Source organism: Muriicola sp. (assembly GCF_049669965.1).
Lineage (GTDB): Bacteria > Bacteroidota > Bacteroidia > Flavobacteriales > Flavobacteriaceae > Muriicola.
The window spans coordinates 1-4,113 of record NZ_JBATLB010000185.1; the positions used below are offsets into that span (position 1 = coordinate 1).

General features: G+C 40.7%; 5 protein-coding genes. 2 read left to right on the forward strand and 3 right to left on the reverse strand.

Annotated elements, in window-relative coordinates:
• Positions 1-43: 43 nt before the first annotated feature.
• Positions 44-922, reverse strand: a complete 879-nt coding sequence (locus WBM49_RS10050; RefSeq protein ID WP_424371921.1) for a DnaJ C-terminal domain-containing protein — start codon at positions 920-922, stop codon at positions 44-46.
• 81 nt (positions 923-1,003) lie between these two features.
• Complete coding sequence (locus WBM49_RS10055; RefSeq protein WP_424371922.1) at positions 1,004-1,288, reverse strand: hypothetical protein; 285 nt, start codon at positions 1,286-1,288, stop codon at positions 1,004-1,006.
• Positions 1,289-1,543: 255 nt separating this feature from the next.
• Here WBM49_RS10055 and WBM49_RS10060 point away from each other — a divergent pair, with 255 nt between their 5' ends.
• Complete coding sequence (locus WBM49_RS10060; protein WP_424371923.1) at positions 1,544-2,797, forward strand: cation:proton antiporter; 1,254 nt, start codon at positions 1,544-1,546, stop codon at positions 2,795-2,797.
• Here the strand turns inward: WBM49_RS10060 and WBM49_RS10065 are convergent.
• The gene (locus WBM49_RS10065) at positions 2,787-3,455 is read right to left on the reverse strand and encodes a DNA alkylation repair protein (RefSeq protein ID WP_424371924.1); all 669 of its coding nucleotides are present in this window, start codon (positions 3,453-3,455) and stop codon (positions 2,787-2,789) included. The genes WBM49_RS10060 and WBM49_RS10065 overlap by 11 nt on opposite strands.
• Before the next feature lie 148 nt (positions 3,456-3,603).
• Between WBM49_RS10065 and WBM49_RS10070 the strand changes: the two genes are divergently transcribed.
• The coding region (locus tag WBM49_RS10070; protein ID WP_424371925.1) for a DUF3667 domain-containing protein at positions 3,604-4,113 on the forward strand (510 nt) is incomplete at its 3' end.

Genomic DNA, 4,113 nt, shown 5'->3' on the forward strand with positions numbered 1-4,113 from the left:
TCACAAAGTATTTCCAAGGGTATAAGTTTTTGTTCTTGCATACCTATCTTAATTTAGCGAGTTCCTGGAATAATTCTTTCTCCTTACTACTTAGGTTTGTCGGGATCTTGATAGTATAAGTGATATAAATATCGCCCGCTTGTCGTTCTTTCTTATAAACCGGAAAGCCTTTTCCTTTTAGCTTAACCTGGGTACCGTTTGGAGTTTCCGGTTTCACCTTTAGTTTGGCTTTGCCATCGAAGGTGTCTACCGTAATCTCTCCTCCAAGTAGTGCCGTGTACAGATCCAGGTCTACCGTGGTGTAAAGATTGTCTTCATCTCTTCTGAACTTGGTGTTATTCACAATGGAGAATCGTATAGTAAGATCGCCTCTTGGACCTCCGTTAATCCCTTCCCCGCCGTATTTCTTGATTTTAATGACCTGGCCGTTACGTACCCCGGCCGGGATGGTAAGGCGAATATTTTTTCCATTAATAGTAAGTGTTCTCTTATGGGTGTGGTAAACATCTTCCAGCCTAAGTTCCAATTCTGCATTGAAATCCTGTCCCCGGAATTGCATGCTGCGGCCCCTTCCACTTTGGCCACCGCCAAACATTGAACTGAAGAAGTCCGAAAAATCTTCGTCAGAACTTTGTTCATAACGGCTTTGTTGTCTTGAAGTATACTGTTGTTGTTTGGCCTTTTCGAATTCTTCCGCATGCTTCCAATCCTTCCCATATTGATCGTATTTCTCCCTGTTCTCAGGATTGCTCAATACTTCGTTGGCTTCGTTGATCTCCTTGAATTTTTTTTCCGCGTCTTTATCCCCAGGGTTTACATCCGGATGATATTTACGGGCAAGTTTTCTATAGGCCTTTTTTATTTCTTCTTTGGAGGCTTTTTTGGGGATCCCTAAAATTTTATAGTAATCTATGAATGTCATTCTCTTGAATTAATTAATCGATTCGAGACACTTACGTTGAATTTCGCAAGAATTGATCGAATCTATAAAGGATATTCTGATTTACTTTTCAGGTGTATAGACCACCTTGCAATGCTCACAAACCTGCCCCTCTTCATGGGATTGCAGGGCTATCCCGGCTAAATGTTTATTGGCATAATCCCGGATCCAACCAATGTTGGGGTTAGGGGTTTTTACATCGGCATCATAGTTTTTAGATGCCTCGTAAAACTTGCCACCGTACTCCTGAGTTCCCCAACAATTAGGACAAAGGCCTAGAGGAGTCTCCTTGTTATCTGTGTGATCGTCTTTCTTTAAATAGTCGAGTAATGACTGTACCAAATCCATATTTTAGTTTTTTACTTAGTTGGGCCATGATAATTCTTTGTATCGGGCCTTTTGGAAACGAAGAATAATTGTTTGAAGGTCGGAATTTTACAGGGAACTTTCAAGGACAAATTCTAAATGTTTTACCTATTCCGAAAAATAAATTAAGTTCTCCCTGGGCGTTGGAGATGGTGTTTGTAAGCGAATTTTCTTTAGTCATTCAGTGCAATCAATTTTTGCAGGTTCGCAAAGGACTTGTACATTTGAAAAATGCAAATGGACCTGTTTACCATCATTACCGTTCTGGTATTTCTTTCTGCCCTTTTTGGGTATATCAATGTCCGATTTTTGAAGCTCCCAAATACCATTGGTTTAATGGTAATAACCATCTTTTTTACCCTGGGGGTCTTTGCGCTGAGCTATATTGATCCAACGCTGTTGAATGCCGAACGCTATATTTTATCTCAGATCGACTTCAAAACGGTTTTGCTCGATATTATGTTGAGTTTTCTTTTGTTTGCAGGAGCACTTCACACTGATTTTGAACAACTTAAAAAACATCGCTGGCCCATCATCAGCTTTGCTACACTAGGCGTACTAACTTCAACTTTTTTGGTGGGTACATTAATGTACTACGGTCTACCTGTTGTTGGATTGGAAGTTCCATTCATTCAATGCCTTCTTTTTGGAGCCCTTATTTCACCAACCGATCCTATTGCTGTGTTGGGCATATTAAAAACCGCAGGAGTGCCCAAGAGGCTGGAAACAAAGATCGTGGGAGAATCCCTATTTAATGATGGAGTAGGGGTAGTGGTCTTTCTGACCATCTATAAGATTGCTTCTCCTTCCGCCACAGGAGTTACCGCCCTGGATGTGGCACAACTCTTTGGTGTTGAGGTGTTTGGAGGAATTTTACTTGGATTTATTTTGGGATGGGTAACCTACCGACTCATGCGCCAAATAGATGATTACGATATAGAAGTGATCATAACACTGGCTACCGTCATGACAGGAACGGTTATAGCGCATTATTTTCACGTTTCGGCTCCACTGGCCATGGTTGTCGCCGGGTTGTTCATAGGGAACGATAAGATGCGAGATAGTGCCATGTCTGAGAACACAGTTATTTATGTAGATAAATTCTGGGAATTTATAGATATCCTTCTCAATACGCTCCTTTTTGTGTTGTTAGGCATGGAGATCCTGGTACTTACGTTCGACATTAATTTTATTTTGGCAGGAATCCTGACCATACCTATTGTCTTACTTTGTAGATACTTATCGCTCTTATTACCTATTTCATTTTTTAAAAATAAACTCGATTTTGTTCCCAGGACCAATCTCATTATGACCTGGGGTGGACTGAGGGGGGCAATATCAATTGCCCTTGCGTTAGGCCTTACGGAGGCTATGAATAGGGATCTCTTTCTGGTGATCACCTATGTGGTAGTCGTATTTTCAATCATCGCTCAGGGTTTAACCGTTGGTAATTTGGTTAAAAAAGTTGCTGAGCCCAAAATTACGGAATAAGTCTAAGTGCTTCTCTTTTGCTCAGTGAATTCAAGGATGTATCTGCTACAAATTGAAGAACCCATTCCGGCTTGGTCTTACTGTATTCTCTTAGCACCCATCCAATGGCCTTATTGATGAAAAATTCCTCGGATCCCAGCAAACTGCTAATTGTCTTCGCAAGAAAGACGGTATCTAGGGTTTCCTTGTATTTTAATTGAAATAACAAGCAGCTGCGCTGCAGCCATATGTTATTGGATGCCAACCATTTTTGGGTGATTCCGTCTCTTGTGTGTGGAAAGGATTTAAAGTAGGCTCCTACAAGAGTAGCCGCAATAAAATCTACCGTATCCCACCAGGACTTGTGCAAAATCATATGCTCATACAGCACAATATCATCTTCTTCTATTTGCCTCAGATACTTCTTTGCCAATTCCTGCGCTATATACTGATGTTCCCTTTCCGGAAGCTCCCATAGCGTTCTTACCAGTTCAGATAATTCATGTTTGGGAGGTAAGAGCTCCTTCTTGAATAATTCTTTTTGGATTTGTCTTCGCCCGGGGGTTTTAACCCCATAATAGTCAAATTGATTCCGCATATATGCCTTTTGGCCGGCGGCAACGGAAGTGTTGGCCATCTCCTTAAACCTATACTGCAGTGTTTTTATAAATAAACGCATGTCTTCCAAATTGTAGTAACAGCTATGCTTAGAAATATGAATTTAAAAGTACATAAACCTCTTGAACTTGAAGCTTAGGATACACTGTTCCGTAATTAGAAGTCCCATGAAGTCATTCCTTTTTTTTAACTTTACTAAAAACCAATGAATGGCCACCGATAACTATTGCAAGAATTGCGAAACTCCGCTGGAACCATCGTTTAAGTACTGTCCGGAATGCGGACAAGAATCGTCAGACAACCTTACGATTGGGGTTCTTTTTAGCAAGACCATAAGCGACTACTTTTCGGTAGATGCGCGATTTTTTAGAAGTTTTATACCCCTTATGTTTAAGCCGGGGATCCTGGCAAGAAAGTTTGTAGATGGGAAACGCCTGAAATATTTGCACCCTGCTCAATTCTACCTGTTCATTTCGGTTTTGTTCTTTTTCCTTTTCTCTTTTAATATTCGGAAAGCCGATGATGAAATGTCCAAGGCACTTCAAAAAGGATTTGATCAGGAGATCTCAGTTGACTCTGTGAAAGTTTCTGAAAAAGATTCTATGCCGATTGAGGAGGCCAGGAAAATGCTCAAAAAGAATCAAAAGATGATGGGTATGTCCGATGAGGATATGCAAACTATAGATTCTGTGATCGCTAATCCGGCCAATGATCCTAAT

Coding starts and splice junctions, on each gene's coding strand:
- WBM49_RS10050 (WP_424371921.1), bottom strand. CDS start 922: ATGACATTCATAGATTACTATAAAATTTTAGGGATCCCCAAAAAAGCC.
- WBM49_RS10060 (WP_424371923.1), top strand. CDS start 1,544: ATGGACCTGTTTACCATCATTACCGTTCTGGTATTTCTTTCTGCCCTT.
- WBM49_RS10055 (WP_424371922.1), bottom strand. CDS start 1,288: ATGGATTTGGTACAGTCATTACTCGACTATTTAAAGAAAGACGATCAC.
- WBM49_RS10065 (WP_424371924.1), bottom strand. CDS start 3,455: ATGCGTTTATTTATAAAAACACTGCAGTATAGGTTTAAGGAGATGGCC.